The organism is Serratia sp. N21D137, from assembly GCF_047530005.1.
GTDB lineage: Bacteria > Pseudomonadota > Gammaproteobacteria > Enterobacterales > Enterobacteriaceae > Chania > Chania fonticola_B.
This window is the reverse complement of the sequence record NZ_JBLJAJ010000021.1, coordinates 18,438-32,429: the sequence shown is the minus strand read 5'-3', so window position 1 is coordinate 32,429 and position 13,992 is coordinate 18,438. Positions and strand designations below refer to the sequence as shown.

17 protein-coding genes are annotated in these 13,992 nt (G+C 49.7%); 13 read left to right on the top strand and 4 right to left on the bottom strand.

Annotation, left to right across the window (positions count from 1 at the left end):
* Positions 1-177 precede the first annotated feature (177 nt).
* A complete protein-coding gene (locus ACMV5H_RS16695; protein ID WP_094982096.1) occupies positions 178-798 on the top strand; it encodes a helix-turn-helix transcriptional regulator in 621 nt (206 codons plus the stop codon).
* Between the two features lie 409 nt (positions 799-1,207).
* Positions 1,208-1,780, top strand: coding sequence for a helix-turn-helix domain-containing protein (locus ACMV5H_RS16690; protein WP_094982095.1), 573 nt, complete (start codon positions 1,208-1,210; stop codon positions 1,778-1,780).
* Positions 1,781-1,883: 103 nt separating this feature from the next.
* Here the strand turns inward: ACMV5H_RS16690 and ACMV5H_RS16685 are convergent, their stop codons facing one another.
* Both ACMV5H_RS16685 and ACMV5H_RS16680 read right to left on the bottom strand, forming a co-directional pair.
* Positions 1,884-2,378: a hypothetical protein gene (locus tag ACMV5H_RS16685; protein ID WP_094982094.1), complete on the bottom strand. Its 495-nt coding sequence runs from the start codon at positions 2,376-2,378 to the stop codon at positions 1,884-1,886.
* Entirely contained in the window at positions 2,362-3,144 is a 783-nt protein-coding gene (locus tag ACMV5H_RS16680; protein WP_414822125.1) for a winged helix-turn-helix domain-containing protein, read from the bottom strand. Before ACMV5H_RS16680 ends, ACMV5H_RS16685 begins: the two co-directional genes overlap by 17 nt.
* A gap of 533 nt (positions 3,145-3,677) precedes the next feature.
* Between ACMV5H_RS16680 and ACMV5H_RS16675 the strand changes: the two genes are divergently transcribed.
* The 10 genes from ACMV5H_RS16675 to ACMV5H_RS16630 all read left to right on the top strand — a co-directional run bounded on the left by ACMV5H_RS16675 (position 3,678) and on the right by ACMV5H_RS16630 (position 11,512).
* Positions 3,678-4,220, top strand: coding sequence for a fimbrial protein (locus tag ACMV5H_RS16675; protein ID WP_094982092.1), 543 nt, complete (start codon positions 3,678-3,680; stop codon positions 4,218-4,220).
* A 71-nt stretch (positions 4,221-4,291) separates the two neighbouring features.
* Positions 4,292-4,834, top strand: coding sequence for a fimbrial protein (locus ACMV5H_RS16670; RefSeq protein ID WP_147281038.1), 543 nt, complete (start codon positions 4,292-4,294; stop codon positions 4,832-4,834).
* 13 nt (positions 4,835-4,847) lie between these two features.
* The gene (locus tag ACMV5H_RS16665; protein ID WP_115160369.1) at positions 4,848-7,358 is read left to right on the top strand and encodes an outer membrane usher protein; all 2,511 of its coding nucleotides are present in this window, start codon (positions 4,848-4,850) and stop codon (positions 7,356-7,358) included.
* 100 nt (positions 7,359-7,458) lie between these two features.
* Positions 7,459-8,220: a fimbria/pilus periplasmic chaperone gene (locus ACMV5H_RS16660; RefSeq protein WP_115160378.1), complete on the top strand. Its 762-nt coding sequence runs from the start codon at positions 7,459-7,461 to the stop codon at positions 8,218-8,220.
* A gap of 220 nt (positions 8,221-8,440) precedes the next feature.
* Positions 8,441-8,575, top strand: a complete 135-nt coding sequence (locus ACMV5H_RS16655) for a hypothetical protein (RefSeq protein ID WP_414822124.1) — start codon at positions 8,441-8,443, stop codon at positions 8,573-8,575.
* A gap of 76 nt (positions 8,576-8,651) precedes the next feature.
* Positions 8,652-9,104 (top strand): fimbrial protein, encoded by a 453-nt coding sequence (locus ACMV5H_RS16650; RefSeq protein ID WP_414822123.1) that lies wholly within the window; start codon positions 8,652-8,654, stop codon positions 9,102-9,104.
* The gene (locus ACMV5H_RS16645) at positions 9,101-9,589 is read left to right on the top strand and encodes a fimbrial protein (protein WP_071926044.1); all 489 of its coding nucleotides are present in this window, start codon (positions 9,101-9,103) and stop codon (positions 9,587-9,589) included. The genes ACMV5H_RS16650 and ACMV5H_RS16645 overlap by 4 nt, the downstream gene beginning before the upstream one ends.
* A gap of 10 nt (positions 9,590-9,599) precedes the next feature.
* The gene (locus tag ACMV5H_RS16640; RefSeq protein ID WP_115160367.1) at positions 9,600-10,085 is read left to right on the top strand and encodes a fimbrial protein; all 486 of its coding nucleotides are present in this window, start codon (positions 9,600-9,602) and stop codon (positions 10,083-10,085) included.
* Positions 10,086-10,095: 10 nt separating this feature from the next.
* Entirely contained in the window at positions 10,096-10,641 is a 546-nt protein-coding gene (locus tag ACMV5H_RS16635; RefSeq protein WP_115160366.1) for a fimbrial protein, read from the top strand.
* 52 nt (positions 10,642-10,693) lie between these two features.
* On the top strand, positions 10,694-11,512 hold the full coding sequence (locus ACMV5H_RS16630; protein WP_414822122.1) for a PapG chaperone-binding domain-containing protein: 819 nt from the start codon (positions 10,694-10,696) through the stop codon (positions 11,510-11,512).
* A 133-nt stretch (positions 11,513-11,645) separates the two neighbouring features.
* On the opposite strand, the gene ACMV5H_RS16625 is transcribed toward ACMV5H_RS16630, so the two are convergent.
* Positions 11,646-12,122 (bottom strand): hypothetical protein, encoded by a 477-nt coding sequence (locus ACMV5H_RS16625; RefSeq protein ID WP_094982084.1) that lies wholly within the window; start codon positions 12,120-12,122, stop codon positions 11,646-11,648.
* Positions 12,115-12,912, bottom strand: a complete 798-nt coding sequence (locus ACMV5H_RS16620) for a winged helix-turn-helix domain-containing protein (RefSeq protein WP_414822121.1) — start codon at positions 12,910-12,912, stop codon at positions 12,115-12,117. The genes ACMV5H_RS16625 and ACMV5H_RS16620 overlap by 8 nt, the downstream gene beginning before the upstream one ends.
* Before the next feature lie 394 nt (positions 12,913-13,306).
* Between ACMV5H_RS16620 and ACMV5H_RS16615 the strand changes: the two genes are divergently transcribed.
* On the top strand, positions 13,307-13,978 hold the full coding sequence (locus tag ACMV5H_RS16615) for a helix-turn-helix transcriptional regulator (protein ID WP_172413943.1): 672 nt from the start codon (positions 13,307-13,309) through the stop codon (positions 13,976-13,978).
* The last annotated feature ends 14 nt before the right edge of the window (positions 13,979-13,992 follow it).

Sequence of the window (13,992 nt, the reverse complement as noted above, 5' to 3'; positions counted from 1 at the left end):
AAGAATATACTGATAAGGCTGGGTGTAAAGGAATGTCATAACTTTATCCAGGTGGTGAGAGAGTTGTTTACATAAATCAAAGAGCCAAAAATTAATTTTGGTTTGCTCTGCCTATGGTATTAGAACCTGGATATACATTAAAGACGATATTGGGTTGCCAGTCATTGGTGCACCTGAATGCTGCGCGTTCCAATATGGATGGATTATTTTTACCAGGAGGTAAGTATTCCAATGATTCTAATAGACTCGGATTATTCCTGTTCGCTAAGTAAAATAACCTTTAAATCGATCATCGATTCCTTAAGGTGTGATCTAACCCCTGCCTTGCGTTATGGCGAGGGTTCAATCGCTTTTGTTGATGGGGATTCGGCTAATATCTACAGCGTCGTCAAGTCGGTTTACGAGTTACGCAAGAACAGCGAAGTTGTTTATATGGTCACATTGCTGTCAAAAGATAAAGATTGCTCCTCAGTGATCAGGCATTTATCTGATTATGTAGTGGATAAAAAAATCACCTATGACGATCTGCAACGGCTGATCAGAACCATGGTTACGGCAAAACCCAAGGCGTTAGCAGATAATGTTTTTGGCGATATCTGGGGGGATATCTTGAAGTCTTCTCATAAGGAGTATCTGGTGTTGAAGCTGTTGCTGGATGGCCACAGCCAATACAAAATAGCCAAAATGTTAAACTTATCGATAAAAACCATCAGCAGTTATAAGGTTAAGGCGATAAAAAGACATGGGGCAAGAAACTTCAACGAGCTCTACATGTTAAAGCTAAGCAATCATGATTGATATCATCCAATAGACAGCATCCTTGGCGGTGAGGTTAAGCAACAGGGTGAGTTGTTGCTGAATACCACCGCTGCCTCTATAGTGTTAAATCCCTTTTTATTGTTAAAAAAACTTAAAAGCAAGAATTTAAACCTATAAATAGTGTGTTTTTAGTTATAAATAACTCCGTGGTAACTTTTCATGTAAATTAAGGCTCAGATTGATGCAAGGCGCAGTTTGCCGGGTTTAGGCCTGGCAGGCCGCAATGTCAATCCTGAGTAGTCACGATAAGTTAGGTACCAGGTAGAGATCAGAAAAACCCTTAAGGGGTTAGGCCTCTGACGTCGATTCACAATGAACAAGGTTATCTTGGATAGCCTTAGGCCTGGTACTTCACCAAATCTACATATTATTTTGCAGGAAGTTACCCATGTTTATATTTGACACGAATTACCCTTGCCATTTTAATAAGATTGCCTTCGATTCAATAGTCGAGTCCTTAAGTACTGAGCAAAACTCAAACTTACGTCATAATGAAAGTTACGTCGCTTTTATTGACGGGGACTCAAACGATATATACAACACCATAAAACAGATTTATGGTCTGAAAAAGGAAGGCAAAACAATTTATGTGATCACGCTGCTTTCCAAAGGTAAAGAGTGTTCTGCGATGGTTAAGCATTTATCCGACTTTGTGGTCGATAAAAAAATTGCCTATGCCGATCTGAAAAATCTGGTCAAAACTATGGATTCAGCGCAACCCAGGACGGTAGCGGATAATCTCTTTGGTGATATTTGGGGGGAGGTACTGAAGTCGTCGCAGAAAGAGAACCGAGTATTAAAGCTTTTAGTGGAGGGTTACTCGCAATCACAAATAGCCAATATGCTGCACCTTTCGATAAAAACGGTCAGTGGCTATAAGGTCAAGGCGGTAAAACGGCATGGAGCAAGAAACTTCAATGAACTTTATATGCTTAAGTTCGGTAATACTCATGTGCAATAAACCACGACATACTCGTGCGATGGCGTTGGATGTTATCCTTCAGCCACCGCATTCACCGAATGGCTAGAGAGAGCGCTTTATAGCTTAGCTATAAATTGGCCTGTTATGGATTGTGTATGCACATCATGACTGGCGAAAAGTCATTCCACAACAAATAGCCATCACCGACTTCGGTGATCCTCAATTGTCTGGCTTTCACCGAAAAATCAAAAATGGACTGGTTAAACAGCTCATTCGGCATAGTATCGCTGGCATTTTTATTGACATCCACCAGCTGCAAGGCGAGGTGGCCATTACCTTCATAGCGATAGTCAAAATTGACGTTACGCAGAAGATTATACTTTACTGCGCCAGCGCTATCCCTGACCGTTGCGGAAATATGCATCCTCCCATGGCTTACACCATCAATATGCAAACTCATGACGCCCCGAGTTTGTAAGTCGCTTTGTACCAGGAAAAAGGCGGCACAGCTCACTTTGGGGCCTTTCTCAGTAATGAAAAATTTGTGCATCAGGAGGTTGAAGAGCAAAGCTACGGCGACCAAGGCGAGAGCAACCACCCCGATGAACTTGCCTGAGTGATTATTTAGCGAAAGCATAGACGCCCTTACAGTCAGAGAAATGAGACAGGGTATGATCACTATTGGTACAACGGATTATGAAGGCTCTGCCGGATTGTTGGTAGGCATAGTGTTCACCAGAGTGAAAAATAAACACCTCATTGTTGGCGCACGGAACATGCGCAGCAGCCAGCTCTGCGGCGAGTTTTTCCTTGCGTGCAGCAATGTCAGGCGAGCTAGCGCTAAGCGTATAGAGAGGACAGGTTGCTATATTGCCAATTTTATACAAAGTAGATTTTGGGAAACGGTAATCCAGATGATCAGTAGCGAAACGGAAAGGTTGTAGGACCAATAAGGTTGAGATGATCAAGCTGATCGCGAGCAACGCGGGTTTATACCCTCTGAGTAGCCTTGATTGCTTTATTGCAGGTTGAGCTTTGGTGCTCGTGGTTTCAACGCTCGGCGGTGTTTCCTGATTGTAAGATACCAATTTCCCGGAGATATAAAACCCGACGCGAGGAATAGTTTTAATGATCTCTTCTTCACAACCTAACTCACTCAATGACTTACGGATCAGCGAAATATACTGATTGACCGAGTTATTCGATGGTTCCAGACCATATTTATTCCAGATATTATTGAGTAATTCTTCACGGCTTACCATTTTATCGGCGTTTTCCAACAGGTAGGTAAAGAGCCGGGCAGGAATGGTAGTGAAGGAGACCCGTCTATCGGGCTGCGCAATGTTCCACATCGCCCCGTCTGAGCTTCTGAACGCAATCATGTTAAAAATCGTAAAAACCATGTCTCCCCCTGCAGGTTAAGATCTGACTCCACCTGATTAAACCAGCCTACTCTGCTGTTAGGCTACAGTACAGTGTCGCAGTCTCACAATTTTAAATTATAGCTGACACGGTCTCCTGCTTGTGGCATCACGGTATGCATAAGAGGGGAAAACGCTTAGCTCGCGACGAGTGGTTGCGCGAATGTTAAAAAACGTTTATCTAATGTATTTCGTGCAGAAAGTGTTGATAACAATACCCTGCATAGGCTTTTTTTGCCTATTTTTTAGCAAAAAAAAGATTAATTAAAATACTGTTTTTTTATTTTTATTAGTATATTCATGTGCTTAATGGATTCGTTATTAAGGCGTTTTTTTTTATAAGACAGTAAGAGAAAACAAAGAGGAATGTCCTATATAAGTATTTTTCTCTGGCGTTATTATAGCGCCAATCCTAAGCAACGGCATTATTGTTGGGTAGTGATAAAAGGCGTAAAAGTGTATTTCACAATTCGCCTAATATTTTAGTTAATATATAAATCATAGGAACGGATTTCATGAAAGTTAAAGCAATTGCAATGATCATTGGCGCTTCCCTGGTGGCTAGCACGGCTTACGCAGCTAACCAAGGCGAAGGCAAGATCACCTTTACCGGCTCTATTACTGATGCACCTTGCTCTATCGCTGCAGGTTCACTGGATCAAGTTATCCCATTGGGTGCCGTGTCTAACGTTGTTCTGGCAGCTAACAATAATACCGGTGTTTCTACGCCACAAGCTTTCAGCATTGAGCTGAAAGATTGCGTCATTGCTACTGCAGGCACCAAAGATAAAGTCTCTGTGACCTTCACCGGCACGGCTTCTTCATATGATGCTACCAGTCTGGGTCTGATCGGTACTGCTGAAGGTGCTTATATTCTGATGTCTCAGGCTGACGGTGCCAAAGTGGCTCTGAACACCCCTACCGCAGCTCGAACTTTGGTTAATGGTACCAACAACTCCCTGACCTTCACTGCTGCTTTGAAAGGTGGCGGCGAAGATGCCGTGATCAAACCAGGTAGCTTCCAGGTTCCAACCAACTTCGTACTGTCTTATCAGTAAGTCTGTTGCGTAGTGTTGAACAACCTGCGGCGGCTCTGCCGCAGGTTTTTTTGCGCCCCATAGAGCTGTTAATGAAATGGACTTATGACGCTTCACCTTGTGTGGTGCCTTCCCTGCTGATGTGTTGTGTCCTGGCGTTTTCCGGGTGTGCATTTTCCGCTGATGTGCTGGGGCAGGGGCGCGTCAGCATGGAAGGCGCCATTGTAGAGACGCCTTGTGCGATTGAAGTCGGGGACCATGACCAGAGTCTGGTAATGGACACCCTCCCGGTCAGCCAACTGATCCGGGAGGGGCACGGGCCAGAAAAAGAGTTCTCCATACGCCTGGTGAATTGCGTTCTGGTCCGTATTGACGCGACAGCTCCCTATTGGCAGCGCTTTCAGGTGACCTTTGATGGCGACGACGAACACGGTCATTTCGACATGAGCGGAGAGGCACGCGGCGTGGTGTTGATGATACGTGATGCCAAAGGCGAGGTAGCAGCACCGGGTGATGCTTTGAGGCCAGCTCCATGTTGCCAGGAGAGAGGCAACCGCATTACACCTGATAATCAACAGACGTTGCGGGCAGGGGATTACCGTACGGCAATACGGTTCAGAATGGATTATTACTGAAGGGACTTTCTTCATGGCGCGTTATTTTTCCCGCTCCCTGCTTGCCATCTTGTATCAGGCCAGCTTGGGCAGCAGCGTATTGCTCGGCGCAGTGAGCGTGGCCCAGGCAAAAGATATCCAGTTCAACACGGATGTCCTGGATCTCAAGGATCGTGACAACATTGATTTAGGCCAGTTTTCGCACCAGGGCTTTATCCTGCCGGGTACTTATGATCTTGCTTTGAGCTTGAATAACCAGGTGCAACCGGCACGCCCGGTAACCTTCTTGGCGCCGGACGACGATCCGAAAGGCAGCCAGGTCTGTCTGAGCAAAGAGATGGTGGACCAGTTGGGTCTGACCAAGGCCGCATTGGCTGGTTTGACCTGGTGGCATCAAGGCGAGTGTCTGGATCTGGCTAGCCTGGATGGGCTTCAGGCCCGTCCCGATCTCGGTACCAACACGCTGTACCTCAGCATCCCGCAGGTTTATCTGGAATATAGCGGTGCGAACTGGGATCCGCCTTCGCGCTGGGAAGAGGGGATCCCTGGCATTTTGCTGGATTACAACCTGAATACTCAAGTTCAGCGGCAGAACCAGAACGACACCCAGAATTACAACCTCAGCGGCAACGGAGTGGCAGGGGCGAACCTGGGAGCTTGGCGGCTACGGGCTAGCTGGCAGACCAGGATCGACCATCAGAGCGATTCGGCAAAAGAGAATACCCGCAGTTTTGACTGGACACAGTATACCGCCTACCGGGCGATTGTACCGTGGCGCGCCAAGCTGACGTTGGGGGAGGATTTCCTCAATTCCGACATCTTTGACAGCTTCCGTTTCACCGGGGGCAGCCTGGTCTCGGATGACAACATGTTACCGCCGAATTTGCGTGGCTATGCACCAGAAGTGACCGGTGTGGCACGCGGCAACGCCAAGGTCGTGATCAGCCAGCAGGGGAGGGTGATCAAGGAAGTCCTGGTCGCCTCCGGACCATTCCGTATTCAGGATCTGGATAGCGCGGTCTCTGGTTCATTGAATGTGCGGGTTGAAGAGGCTGACGGCAGCGTACAGAACTTCAAGGTTGATACCGCCACCATTCCGTATCTGACCCGGCCAGGACAGGTGCGCTTCAAGCTGGCGATGGGCCGTCCATCTGATTGGCAACATAAGGTCAATGGGCCGATGTTTGCCACGGGGGAGTTCTCCTGGGGCGTGAGTAACGGTTGGTCGCTGTACGGCGGCGGGCTGGGAGGGGATGGATATTCGGCCCTGTCACTGGGGATGGGGCGTGATTTGATGGCCTTTGGAGCCTTGTCTGCGGACGTGACTCAGTCCCGGGCTCGGTTACCGGATCAAGGTACTCAACAGGGGGGGTCTTACCGCCTGAGCTACTCGAAGCGCTTTGATGATACCGGCAGCCAGGTCACCTTTGCCGGCTACCGCTTCTCCGACAGCGGTTTTATGTCGATGGCGGACTACTTGAGTGCCAAGGATAACGCCAATGGGATAAGCCCAGGGCGTAGCAAGGAGATGTACACCCTGTCCTTCAGCCAGCAGTTCGAGTCGCTGGCGATGAGTGGGTACCTTAACTACAACCACCAGACCTATTGGAACCAGGCTACCAGTGACCGCTATGACATGACGCTGGCGCGCTATTTTGATATTGGCCGCTTTCGTAACATCAACCTGTCGCTGACGGCTTATCGCAACAATTTCAGCAACACCAAGGATGACGGCATGTATCTGTCGCTGTCCATGCCGTGGGGAAGCAGCGGCATGCTGGGTTATAACGGGTCTTATGCTGCGGGAGACAATACCAACTCGGTCAACTATTCCGATCGGGTTGGTGATACCGACAACTATACGGTCCGGGCTGGGATGGCAAATAGCGATGCTGATTTCAGCGGCTATTACTCACACCGTGGCACCCTGGCACAGGTGAATGGCATGGCCAGTTACCGCTCCGGGCAGTATAGCTCGGCAGGGGTGTCGATGTCGGGCGGAGCTACCCTGACGGGTGAAGGTGGCGCTTTACATCGTACATCGATCATGGGCGGGACGCGGATGCTGGTTGATACCGATGGTGTAGCAGGAGTGCCGGTGGGCGGTTATGGCAACACGGTTAACTCCAATATCTTCGGTAAAGCGGTAGTGGCAGATGTGAACAGTTATTACCGCAGCAGCGTACGTATCGACGTAGACAAACTGGCGGATAACGCTCAGGCCACCGGCTCGGTGCTGCAAGGCACGCTGACCGAAGGGGCCATTGGCTATCGTCACTTTGAAGTCGTAGCGGGCGAGAAGGCGATGGCGGTAATACGCCTGGCCGATGGTTCGGTGCCGCCTTTCGGAGCCACGGTACTGAACGCCAAGCAACAGGAAACCGGCATGGTGAACGATGCAGGCAACGTCTATCTCAGCGGTATCAAGCCGGGTGAGACCATGACGGTGCACTGGAACAGTGCCGAACAGTGCCGCATTACGCTGCCGAAGGAAATACCGGTGGGGATGACCGCCAACCTGCTGCTGCCTTGTGTAAACGGATAACGGCAGCGAATTAAACCCGATGAACAGTAAAGGGCGTCATTGTCCGCAGGCTTTTGCGCCTGCCGAGATGTCGTCCGATAGGAAGAGTATAGGAATGATGATGAAAAGATATTTTGTGATGAGCCTGTTGGCAGGCGTCGCGATAGTCACATTGGCTCCGTCTGCACAGGCGGCCATTTCGCTGGATCGGACCCGCGTGGTATTCCCAGGGAATGAAAAGTCGGTGAGTCTGACCGTGCGTAACCAGAACCCGGAACTGCCCTATCTGGCTCAGGGCTGGCTGGAAGACGCTCACGGCGCCAAGCTGGAAGGAAACAGTGCGTTTACTGTGCTGCCACCGGTACAGCGTGTTGAACCCAAGGGGCAGACCCAGGTAAAAATCCAGGCAACGCCGGGAGCCAACATGTTGCCACAGGATCGCGAATCGCTGTTCTTCTTCAACCTGCGGGAAATCCCGCCGAAAAGCGACAAATCGAACGTATTGCAGATAGCGCTGCAGACGCGCATCAAGATGTTCTATCGCCCGGCAGCACTGGCCGAAGCGGCGGCCAAGCAACAGGCGACGCCGTATCAGGAGCAACTGACGCTGAGCAAAAAGGGTGACCAATACACCGTCAACAATCCAACGCCGTATTTTGTGACGTTGATTGGTGCCAGCGTCAAGAAAGAAGGCGATGTGGTGAAAGGTTTTGAACCGGTAATGGTACCGCCAAAGGGTAGCATCAAGCTGGGCGGCAGTGCGGCGGCGTTAGGGGCGAGCCCGGTGCTGGTGTATGTCAATGACTACGGCGGTCAACCGACGCTGACTTTCAAATGCAGTGGCAGCAACTGCCAGGTGGATGAAAGCAAGCGCGATAAATAATCACCCGGCATCAGTGGTGGTGATGGGCGGTGCCTGGCGGGTATGAACCGTGAAGGAAGAACAAGGAAAACAATCATGGAAAAGAGAAGACTGCCCGGCAAGACGGCAAAGTGCTCCGTCCTGAGCGGACTGGCACTGGCTGCCCTGCTTTCTCCCGTGGCGCAGGCTGCTATGGGGTTGCGTCTGACGGATGACTCCCGCCGCGACGTCGTGCCGGGGGGTGGCCGGACAGCCGCAGTTGCTGACACCTGGCAACAACGTACTGACCTACTATATCGCGCCGGAGCGTACCGGGGCGCCGCTACAAGCTGGCGCATATCTGGCCCATATCAACTTCAGGCTGAGCTATGAATAGGCTGGTTTATCGGCTTAAGGGCCGTTCCGCTCTCAGGAGCTTTTGGCGTACGGCTCTCGGTATGGTGGGGAGCCTGGTGTTGTGTCTGTCTGTGGCACAGGCCAGCAACCAGCTTGCGCTCACCATCAAGGGGATAGTGATGACGGGACCTGCTTGCATAGTGAATGGTAACACCGCGATTGACGTGAACTTTGGCAGTGCCTTGCAGACCACCAGCATTGATGGCAACAACTATGCCACGCCGGTGCCGTTTTCCCTTAGCTGTACCGGCAGCGCTTCCAGCTTGCGTCTGCGGTTCCAGGGTTCGGCTAGCGGTTTTGATCCTGACGTGTTGGCAACCAACTTTACGGATCTGGGGATCAAGCTGTTGAAACCGGACAACAGTGCGTTAGCGCTGGGTGAATGGTTTACCTTCAGTTATTCGGCCACGCCGCCTGCCATCAGTGCCGTGCCGGTGAAACGGCCGGGGGCCATTTTGCCGGGTGGAGTCTTCAACAGCACGGCAACGCTGCTGGTGGAGGTGTTATGAAACAGCTAACAGCGGTATGGCCTGTTCTGGCCCTGACGATCGTTCTGAGTAGCGCTTTACCGGCGCAGGCCGTGGACGTCAAGTTCACCGGCACCCTGGTGGTACCACCACCCTGCGTGATTAACAGCAACAGCGATATTTCGGTGGTGTTTGGCAACGATATGCTGGCCGGGCGGATAAATGGGGTGAATTACGAACAGCCCATCACTTATACGCTGGACTGCACTGGCGCGACCTCCGCAACGCTGAAACTGCAATTTCAGGGCGGAGGGGCAGGTTTTGATGCCAGTGTGCTAGGTACCAGCAAAACCAATCTGGGCCTCGAGTTGCGCAGTGACGGCGTCAAATTGCCGATGAACACCTGGCTGAATTTTACCAATCCGGCTCGTCCTGCACTGACGGCAGTTCCGGTTAAGGCCACGGGTAGCACTTTGAGTGGAGGGGCCTTTACCGCGGCTACCACGCTGTTGGTGGACTATCAGTGAGAGATGAATAATGACGGCTAAAACAGTTTCCCTGGCAATGTTGCTGGGCATGATGGCTGCACTGGTGCAACCAACGCAAGCGGTGCAGGTGAACTTCCAGGGCGGCCTGGTAGAGGCACTGCCCTGTACTATCAATAACGGTGACCCGATCGAAGTGGATTTTGGTGACAACCTGGTGATCCGCAATCTCGACGGGGTGCGTTACCGCAAGCCGGTACCTTACCAGATTGATTGCAGCGCCGCAGGGTCAGTTCGGATGAGCATTCAGGGCACGGCAACCCGTTTTGATGATGCAGCCATTCAGAGCAGCATCGTGGGATTGGGCATTCATATGTCGCTGGGAAATGACAATCCGTTTTATCTGAACTCGTTTGCCAGCCAAGTTACAGCGCAATTCCCCCCGCCAATAATGGCGGTACCAGTGGCCGATCCGGCGCAGCCACCGAGCCCGGGATCATTTACCGCCCGCGCCACGCTGCTGGCCGAATACCAATAGGAGCCGTTTGATGAAGCAATGGCAAGCGTTACCACGGATCGGTCTGGCACTACTGTCAACCTGCACGCTTTTATTCTGCACCTCGGTCCAGGCAGTTGAGAACATGGAATTCAGAGGCGCGCTGGTGAATGCGCCCTGTACCCTGCGCCCAGGTGACGAGGCCATAGAGCTGAATTTTGGCACGCTGGTTAACAAGTTCCTGTACACCAATACGCGCACCCCCAGCCAGACGTTCTCGTTGCATCTGGATGACTGTGATACGGCGGTGGCAACGGGTATGAAGCTGACGTTTATGGGCACCGAGAGCACGGCATTGCCAGGGCTGTTGGCGCTGGATGCTGCCAGCGTGGCCCGCGGGGTGGCGGTGGGGATGGAAACAAGCGCTGGCCAGGCATTACCGCTCAATGTCCAGGGCTCCACCACGCCACTGACGCAGGGCAACATGACAATAGCTTTGCAGGCCTATGTGCAGGCAGAACCTGCGGCCAAGGCCAACCAGGGGATAGTCGAAGGGGCATTTACGGCCACGGCGACTTTTGCGCTGGAGTACCAGTAGCAAGCCGTGCCGCCGGATAACGGCCCTTTCCTGAAACCGAGATTTGAGAAATATGAACATCGTGAAACGAATGAAATCGCTGATTACTTTACTCTGCCTGATGGCCAGCCCGTCCAGCTTTGCTGCGTTCGTCATCACCAGTGCGCAATTCGACCAGGCAACACAAGAGCTGTTCTTCACCTATACCGACGGTGTCGAACAATACGATACAACAAACATCCGCCCGGCCAATACCTCGTACTTTAACGTGTGTGTGACCAAGAATAATGTTGGATGGAATGCCTATGCCACAGATACGTATTGCGCCTTTAGTTATTATACTTCCACCTATGCAAAGAATTATTATTACTGGGCGGATTTCCAAAAGGAATTAATGAAGAGAACGAGGCTTGGAACTAGTGGGAGCTGGAAGGGCAAGGCTAGCAGTGTTAATGCGAACATAGGAAATACTCGCACCTGTGTTGTCTATGAAGGTGCTGATGGCCGGAATGCGAGGTTGACAACGTCGTGCGTAAACACTGTTCTCAAACCTTTCACCACCGGGTGTGATATAACCGGGCCTACAGTGCTCGACCATGGCCTGGTGGACAGCACTGACTTTAATGGGAATACCGCCAGCCTTACGGCGAAGATAACCTGCCCGACTCCCGCTAAGGTTGTGATAACTGTCCCAGCTCTATCGGATAACACCGTCAATTTCTACAATGGAATACAATCGACTATCACTATCAACGGCTCAAAATTCCCGCCGCCAATCACCATTAATGGTTCGGCAGATGTGCAGATTGCATCGACTCTCACCCCCACAGGGGGGACCGTCAAGGCTGGCGCGTTCAGCGGGTCTGCGGTTGTTGTGGTAGATGTGCTGTAGATAAGCCGTACCAAACCACGGCGATATTATCACCGTAGGAAAGAGATACTTTCCTACGGTTTTCTGTTTTAGCCATTCGATCTCCGCGTTAACGAGTATCCTCCACAAAGTGAAACTCGTTAACGTCAAAATTTCACTTACGTGCACAGTAAAATGACGGTACCTGCCCGGTAGAAAAAACGTACCCTTCTTTGGTAGCAGGGTAAGCGGTGAAGTCGAACTTCAGCCCCGGTTCCAGGTAAAAAAGAGGGAGGTAACGGGCGAGATCTTTGCTGTCACTGTTGTCGGCCGGTGTGGTCACCGCTGAAATTGACTTAAGATGATAAACTTGTTTCATCTGATTGAAATCAAAATAGCTTTTTCTGCTGACGCTGGTGGTCTTATCGCCCTGCTTAAGGGTGCCCTTCAGGCTGGCAATGCCATTATCACCCTGGAAGATAAAGTTAACCATGAGGGCCAGTTCCGCATCATCTTTGTGAACCAGCAGCATGGCTTCGCAGTTAAAATGTGTTTGCTGATATTGGCTATAGAGGCGGTATGCTCCCAGCGCGAGCAACAGGAACAACAAAGAGAGTAGTGTAAATACACCGAAAAGTTGGGGCTTATTCATTATGCTGCCACTCCAGATAATATTCAGAAATACAGAGATTCTTGGTCCCTGAAGCAAATGGCCATTCGCAGCGAATGACTGAGGCTCGTGGAACCAATGGGTTGGCAGTAAAGTAGACAACCTCCTGTTTTTTGCAGGTGAAGTTGTTCTGCGCAATAAATTGCCTGTAGGACTGCAACGATGTCTGGCCGCTGTGGAGGTAGACCGAACACTGCTCTATATTCCCTACGAAGTTAAAAGTAGAGAAGAAATTCGTGTTCTCTGTGCTATTCCATGCAGCTAACAGCGCAATACCGACACCAAAAGAGAGACTAAGCAATATTGCCCACATATGGCGAGACCGAGAGGATGCTTTTTTATCCACTTTGCTGGGTGTTGGCAGTAGGTTTTCCTCCACGCTAGGCATTTCTTCGGCAGGGGCTGTACTCGTGTCCGGTATTATTCTTGCTACCGGAACCATTGAGGGAACGGTAAGGCCCTGGCGGGGCACTGTTTTTATCACTGCTTGTTCATAGCCGGCAAGCTTTAATCCTTTACGTAACATAAGGATGTTTTGGTAAAAGGTATTGTTAGACACCTCTAAACCATTTTTTTGCCATCCGGCCTCAAATAGCTCCCGCTGCGAGACCAGTTCACCTTGTTGGATTAATAGCAGCTGAAAGCAGCGGGAGGCTGCGACAAATAGCGTGATCTTTTCACCGTTGATACGAGAATACAGTAAGTTATCCTCAGGCCAGAACTCAACGCTGTCACCGATGAGATAATAATAACCGCTACAGTTACTAGTCATTCCTTTCACTTCCTTGTCCAAAATCACGAGCGTTATTAAAACAAAAAACAACGGATAGTATACGATTTTATTAAATGAGATTTTTCTTACTGATTGTTAAAGCATCACCGTTGAACCGCCAGGATACAGGCCGTTACTGGTCTTGCGTAATAAAACTTAGCAAGATTTTTCTGATTAGTAAATTGTTTAATATCGATTAATGCTCAAATATACCGCTCTAGGCATCTTCTTAAGCTTGCTTGATCTTAAGTGAAATTTTTCACATCATAATGATTTTATTGATTTTTATATATTAATTAAATGAAATTTCACAGGTTGATATAAATTGATTATGACATTCTGGCGTCGGTCGCTAACATGCATCCAACTTTTCAGCGATAGTGGCGGGAAGCAGATGTACGATAGCCGATATGGATTTGGCGATAAGTTTGGTAGTGTTATGGATGACGGGTGTGGTGTGAGTGAATATGATTTCGATTATCATAGTGAAGATATCACTGAGATTTCGTTCCATATCTCCAGCAACAATAGCTACTTTTTACAAGGTATCAGATGTAATTTACTTAAATTGCAGCAACAGCATGGTCATACTGCCTTTGAACATTCGATATCGGATGGTTCGGCACGTAGTGCGTTGTTGATTAGCGAAATGATACGTGAGAAGAAAAGCCGAACGTTGATGGTGGTGATTGCCAGTACTGCGTTATTGAATATATTGTCGCTAAGCATTGAGCAACGCTATAGAGATCGGGTTGTTTTTATTGCGGCCAATGAGTGTTCGCATGCACTGCTGAAACAGATTGCCGATTCACCAAATACAACATGGGCAAAACGCGACAAGTTTATCCCTAAAGGGACCCTGGCTGCGTTAAGCAATAGAGAAAAACGAATTTGCTATTATCTTTTTCGCGGATACACGCCAAAAATGATCGGTGCGATTTTAGGTATTAATATAAAGACGGTCAGCAGTCATCGCGTGTCCGTTATGAAGAAAATTGGTTGCACCAATAAAATAGGTTTATATAAGACCCTGCGGGTCTATTACGGTACCAGTGTGGAAGGCTGACCGTTATAACCTAC

What these genes read in the sequence shown, in the direction of transcription:
- ACMV5H_RS16695 (WP_094982096.1), top strand. Translation starts at nt 178, where the DNA reads ATGCTGCGCGTTCCAATATGGATGGATTATTTTTACCAGGAGGTAAGT.
- ACMV5H_RS16690 (WP_094982095.1), top strand. Translation starts at nt 1,208, where the DNA reads ATGTTTATATTTGACACGAATTACCCTTGCCATTTTAATAAGATTGCC.
- ACMV5H_RS16685 (WP_094982094.1), bottom strand. Translation starts at nt 2,378, where the DNA reads ATGCTTTCGCTAAATAATCACTCAGGCAAGTTCATCGGGGTGGTTGCT.
- ACMV5H_RS16680 (WP_414822125.1), bottom strand. Translation starts at nt 3,144, where the DNA reads ATGGTTTTTACGATTTTTAACATGATTGCGTTCAGAAGCTCAGACGGG.
- ACMV5H_RS16675 (WP_094982092.1), top strand. Translation starts at nt 3,678, where the DNA reads ATGAAAGTTAAAGCAATTGCAATGATCATTGGCGCTTCCCTGGTGGCT.
- ACMV5H_RS16670 (WP_147281038.1), top strand. Translation starts at nt 4,292, where the DNA reads ATGAAATGGACTTATGACGCTTCACCTTGTGTGGTGCCTTCCCTGCTG.
- ACMV5H_RS16665 (WP_115160369.1), top strand. Translation starts at nt 4,848, where the DNA reads ATGGCGCGTTATTTTTCCCGCTCCCTGCTTGCCATCTTGTATCAGGCC.
- ACMV5H_RS16660 (WP_115160378.1), top strand. Translation starts at nt 7,459, where the DNA reads ATGAAAAGATATTTTGTGATGAGCCTGTTGGCAGGCGTCGCGATAGTC.
- ACMV5H_RS16645 (WP_071926044.1), top strand. Translation starts at nt 9,101, where the DNA reads ATGAAACAGCTAACAGCGGTATGGCCTGTTCTGGCCCTGACGATCGTT.
- ACMV5H_RS16640 (WP_115160367.1), top strand. Translation starts at nt 9,600, where the DNA reads ATGACGGCTAAAACAGTTTCCCTGGCAATGTTGCTGGGCATGATGGCT.
- ACMV5H_RS16635 (WP_115160366.1), top strand. Translation starts at nt 10,096, where the DNA reads ATGAAGCAATGGCAAGCGTTACCACGGATCGGTCTGGCACTACTGTCA.
- ACMV5H_RS16630 (WP_414822122.1), top strand. Translation starts at nt 10,694, where the DNA reads ATGAACATCGTGAAACGAATGAAATCGCTGATTACTTTACTCTGCCTG.
- ACMV5H_RS16625 (WP_094982084.1), bottom strand. Translation starts at nt 12,122, where the DNA reads ATGAATAAGCCCCAACTTTTCGGTGTATTTACACTACTCTCTTTGTTG.
- ACMV5H_RS16620 (WP_414822121.1), bottom strand. Translation starts at nt 12,912, where the DNA reads ATGACTAGTAACTGTAGCGGTTATTATTATCTCATCGGTGACAGCGTT.
- ACMV5H_RS16615 (WP_172413943.1), top strand. Translation starts at nt 13,307, where the DNA reads ATGTACGATAGCCGATATGGATTTGGCGATAAGTTTGGTAGTGTTATG.